This window comes from Serratia sp. CY71090 (genome assembly GCF_052166845.1).
GTDB classification, from domain to species: Bacteria; Pseudomonadota; Gammaproteobacteria; order Enterobacterales; family Enterobacteriaceae; genus Serratia; species Serratia nematodiphila.
Genome location: NZ_JBJNOA010000025.1, coordinates 1 through 4594, shown reverse-complemented (window position 1 = coordinate 4594; position 4594 = coordinate 1). Strand labels below are relative to the sequence as shown.

The following is a 4594-nucleotide window of genomic DNA, read 5'->3' as shown; positions in this document are numbered from 1 at the left end:
GCAATCATTTTTGGGCAAGGGGATACTTTGTCGATACGGTAGGAGTAAACGAAGAAATTATCAGGCGATACGTGAAGCATCAGGATAAGGAGGACCAAGAGATCGAACAGCAGATGGAGTTGTTGCAGGATTAACTCGAAAATGGCCCCCTTTTAGGGGGCGTCGTGTAAAGCCACCTCCTCAGGAGGAGGTCTTTTACTAGCTGCGATTCACCATACCGGCGAGTCTTTCTCCGGATGAAACTCCACCAACAGCGGGTTGTGATCCGACGCGCTGGTCACCAGCACCGACGCCTCCACCACCCCCAGATTGCGGTAAAATACGAAATCCAGTGGACGACCGAAGGCCTTGCGGCGATGGTCGTCGGTGAAACTCACCTCGCGCAGCGCCATCTCTCCGGCGAAGTCATACAGCGCATTGATGCGCTTGCGGCTCCAGGCGTTGAAGTCCCCGGCCATGATCACCGGCCCCCGGTGACTGGCGATCTGTTCGCCTATCGGCCCCAACTGCTTGCTGTAGACGTCGACGCCCAGGCTAAAGTTCACCGCATGGATGTTCACCACCATCAACAGCTCGCCGTTGTACAGCGGATAAACGGTGATCAGGGCCGACTTGGACAGCCGCAGCAGCGGCTCTCGCTCGCGCAGCGGGCAACAGTAAACAGGATGAGCGGCCGCCAGCGTCATCACGCCGGAAGGGTGCTGCGGTAGCACAAAGGCCGGCACCTGATCGGCCGCCAGATAGTTGGCGGTAGCGTAGCTCACCAACTCTGGCGTGGTTTGCGCCTCTTGCAACAATACCAGCTGCGCGTCTTTGCCATGGTTTTTCAGCACCGAAAGCCAGTCGGCTCGCTGCTGTTTGAAAATATTCCACACCATAACGCGCAAGGCGCCGGTCGTCGGCAGCGCCGCCCCTGGCGGCAACGGCTGGTTAACGGCGCCAGGAAAGATTCGCTCAACTGGCTGACCTGCAACATACCTCATTGCATAAGTTCGTTTCGGCACGCGATTCGCCTATTACCCATTAACATGAAAACTGGCGATGAACACTCGCCAACGATGAATTGATTATACGCCTACCCTGCATAGAGGGCATGGCTTTTGCGGGCATCACCTTTTCAGTTATAGGGGCCGCCTGCAGCGATTTCAATCTTCTGACGGTATAGCTGTGTAAAGGTGAGGGGTAATAGGTGAAAAATGCGAAAAGGCCCGCAAAATGCGGGCCAGGCAGCAAGGGTTTTACGAATTAAGCCGTTTGCAGCTGAGACTTTTTATCCAGGCGGCCACTGAGGCTAACCAGCAACAATGCAACCACCACGATCAGCGCGCCAATCCAGGGGGTCTGCGCCAGCCCCAGTGAGGCAACAGTCTGGCCGCCAATCACCGAGCCGAGCGCAATGCCGATGTTGAACGCCGCGATGTTGAGACCGGACGCCACATCCACCGCATTTGGCGTGTATTGCGCGGCTTTCTGCACCACATACACCTGCAGCCCCGGCACGTTGCCGAAAGCGAACACGCCCATCACAATCACCGTCAGCAAAGCGGCAATACTGTGGCTGGCGGTAAACTGGAACACCAGCAACAAAACGGCCAGCGCGGCAAAGATAAAGCTCAACGCACGCACGGCCCCATGACGATCGGCCAGCTTGCCTCCCCAGATGTTACCCACCGCCACCGCGACGCCATAAGCCAACAGTATCCAGCTCACGGTCGGAGCAGAGAAGCCGGCCAGTTCCTGCATCATCGGCGCAAGGAAGGTAAAGGTCGTGAAGACCCCGCCGTATCCCAATGCGGTAATCGCGTAAATCAGCAGCAGACGAGGATGAGTCAGCACTTTCAGCTGTTCCCGCACGCCGGCGCTGCCCTGGTTCTTGATATTGCTCGGCACCAGAATAATGCTGGCCAGCGTGGCGACAGCGCCAATCAGAGAAACGGCCAGGAAGGTCTCACGCCAGCCAAACTGCTGGCCGATGAACGTCCCCAGCGGTACACCGGTCACCAGCGCCACCGTCAGGCCACCAAACATGATGGCGATGGCGGAGGCCGCCTTCTCTTTCGCCACCAGGCTAGTGGCGATAGTGGAACCGATAGAGAAGAACACGCCGTGCGCCAGGCCGGTCAACAACCGAGCCACTACCAGCGATTCATAACTGGGTGACTGCCAGGCTAGCAGGTTGCCGAGAGTGAACAGCACCATCAGGCCAACCAGCAGCAGTTTGCGCGGTATACGGCTGGTCAGGGCCGTCAGCACCGGCGCGCCAATGGCTACGCCGAGGGCATAGATAGTCACCAGCAACCCAGCGGACGGTACAGTCACTCCCAACTGCTCCGCGATGGTCGGAATCAACCCGACAATCACGAACTCGGTCGTGCCGATAGCAAAAGCGCTGATGGTTAAGGCAAGTAATGCGAGTGGCATTTTTTACTCCGAAATAGCATTCAAGTTGATGACGGCTATTATCGGCCTATGCTTAAATGATAAAAATGCTCAAAATTTCAAATTAACTTTGCCATTGGAGCAAAAATGAAAGCAAACTCAGACGAGCTGATCACCTTTGTCACCGTCGTGGAAAGCGGCAGTTTCAGCCGGGCGGCTGAACGCCTGGAACAAGCGAATTCCGTGGTTAGCCGAACGGTGAAAAAACTGGAAAGCAAACTGGGCGTTACGCTGCTCAACCGCACCACGCGCCAAATCAGCCTGACTCAGGAAGGAGAGAATTACTTTCGCCAGGTGCAGAAGGTACTGAACGATATGGCCGCGGCAGAAAATGCGCTGATGGAAAGCCGTCAACGCCCGCAAGGCCTGCTGCGCGTCGACGCGGCAACGCCGGTGGTGCTGCACATGCTGACGCCTTTAGTGGCGGAGTTCCGCGAACGTTATCCTGAAATGTCGTTATCGCTGGTGTCTTCGGAAAACTTTATCAATTTGATCGAGCGAAAAGTGGATATTGCGATCCGCGTAGGAGAGCTGACCGATTCCACGCTGAAAGCGCGCAAACTGATGACCAGCTACCGGCATGTGCTCGCCTCCCCCGCCTATCTGGCTCAGCACGGCACGCCGCTAACGGTAGAAGATCTTGCACATCACTGCTGCATCGGCTTCAACGACCTGCCCAGTTTGAACCGCTGGCCACTGGCTTGTTCAGATGGCAGCCAGTTGGAAATCGCTCCCGGCTTGACCACTAATAGTGGAGAAACCCAGCGCCATCTCTGTCTGCATGGCAACGGTATCGCCTGCCTGTCGGACTTTATGAGCGACGAAGATATCAAACGTGGAGATTTGGTTCCGATTCTGGTGGAAGCGACACTGCCGGTCGCCATGCCGATCAACGCGGTTTATTACAGCGACAGCGCCGTTAGCAACCGTCTGCGCAGCTTTATTGATTTTGTGAGTGAATACCTGAAACGATAAAAAAGGCGCCCTGATGGACGCCTTATGCTAACCACTGCGAGGAAAGATTAATCCCAGTTTGGCGCCAGGCCTTCCGGGCTAACCAGACGGCCGTTGCACTCCAGTGCGGCGATCTGCGCCATATCTTCGTCGGTCAGCATCAGTTGCTGTGCCAACAGGTTGCTCGCCAGGTTTTCACGTTTGGTCGAGGAAGGAATAACTGCATAACCCAGCTTCAATGCCCAAGCCAGGACAACCTGTGCAGGAGTTGCATTGTGACGAGCGGCGATGCTTTTAATCGTTTCATCCTGCAGCGCTTTGCCATAGGCCAACGTCATGTAAGAGGTGATGGCGATGCCGTGCTGCTGCGCGAATTCTACCACCTTGCGGTTCTGCAAGAACGGTGACAGCTCGATTTGGTTGGTGGCGATTTCATCGGCGCCAATCGCGTCAATCGCTTGCTGCATCAAGTCGATAGTGAAGTTAGATACGCCAATTTGGCGAGTCAGCCCCAGCTTTTTCGCTTCCAGCAACTCAGCCATAAATTCGGCAACTGGCACTTCGTCGTTGGGTGACGGCCAGTGGATCAGCGTCAGATCAACGTAGGAGGTTTGCAGTTTTTTCAAGCTTTCTTGCAGGCTTGGGATCAGTGTGCCTTTCGCCAGATTCGCGATCCAAATCTTGGTGGTGATGAACAGGTCTTCACGTTTCACGCCGCTGGCAGCGATAGCCTGGCCAACAGCCGCTTCATTTTCATAGATCTGCGCGGTGTCGATAGTGCGATAGCCCAGCTCAAGTGCAGTGCTGACAGAATCGATAACAACCTGATCCTGAAGGCGGAAAGTACCTAAACCAAATGCAGGGATGCTCATAATGTTTTCTCTCATTAACAGGTAGATGTGGTATGAGGAAGATTATGGCAACTTTTTTATTGATCAAAAACGCCTGGTTCGGCATAAGACTTTTGATCTAAAGGCAATAATATGGAGAAAGGCGAGGCGGTAAAGAGGAACAATTCCAGTCTGAAAAGCGCAAAATGCAGATATGAAAAAGCCCTGAGTCGAAACTCAGGGCTTATCAATTAAGTGGCGGAACGGACGGGGCTCGAACCCGCGACCCCCTGCGTGACAGGCAGGTATTCTAACCAACTGAACTACCGCTCCACCGATTCTTTTACGTTGTATCTTTCGATACCGGCAAT

The 4594-nt window shown here is 54.9% G+C and carries 5 protein-coding genes and 1 tRNA gene; 2 read left to right on the top strand and 4 right to left on the bottom strand.

Annotated features, from left to right (window positions below):
- The coding region (locus ACJ8OK_RS24250) for a transposase (RefSeq protein ID WP_442530830.1) at window positions 1-134 on the top strand (134 nt) is incomplete at its 5' end.
- Window positions 135-209: 75 nt separating this feature from the next.
- Here ACJ8OK_RS24250 and ACJ8OK_RS24245 read toward each other — a convergent pair.
- Both ACJ8OK_RS24245 and ACJ8OK_RS24240 read right to left on the bottom strand, forming a co-directional pair.
- Window positions 210-1004, bottom strand: coding sequence for an endonuclease/exonuclease/phosphatase family protein (locus tag ACJ8OK_RS24245; RefSeq protein WP_025160092.1), 795 nt, complete (start codon window positions 1002-1004; stop codon window positions 210-212).
- 241 nt (window positions 1005-1245) lie between these two features.
- Window positions 1246-2421, bottom strand: coding sequence for an MFS transporter (locus ACJ8OK_RS24240; RefSeq protein ID WP_004930185.1), 1176 nt, complete (start codon window positions 2419-2421; stop codon window positions 1246-1248).
- 105 nt (window positions 2422-2526) lie between these two features.
- Between ACJ8OK_RS24240 and yafC the strand changes: the two genes are divergently transcribed.
- On the top strand, window positions 2527-3414 hold the full coding sequence (yafC, locus tag ACJ8OK_RS24235; RefSeq protein WP_048326822.1) for a DNA-binding transcriptional regulator YafC: 888 nt from the start codon (window positions 2527-2529) through the stop codon (window positions 3412-3414).
- Between the two features lie 47 nt (window positions 3415-3461).
- Here yafC and dkgB read toward each other — a convergent pair whose 3' ends face one another.
- Complete coding sequence (gene dkgB, locus ACJ8OK_RS24230) at window positions 3462-4265, bottom strand: 2,5-didehydrogluconate reductase DkgB (RefSeq protein ID WP_033634122.1); 804 nt, start codon at window positions 4263-4265, stop codon at window positions 3462-3464.
- A gap of 214 nt (window positions 4266-4479) precedes the next feature.
- A tRNA-Asp gene (locus ACJ8OK_RS24225) sits at window positions 4480-4556 on the bottom strand.
- Window positions 4557-4594 lie beyond the last annotated feature (38 nt).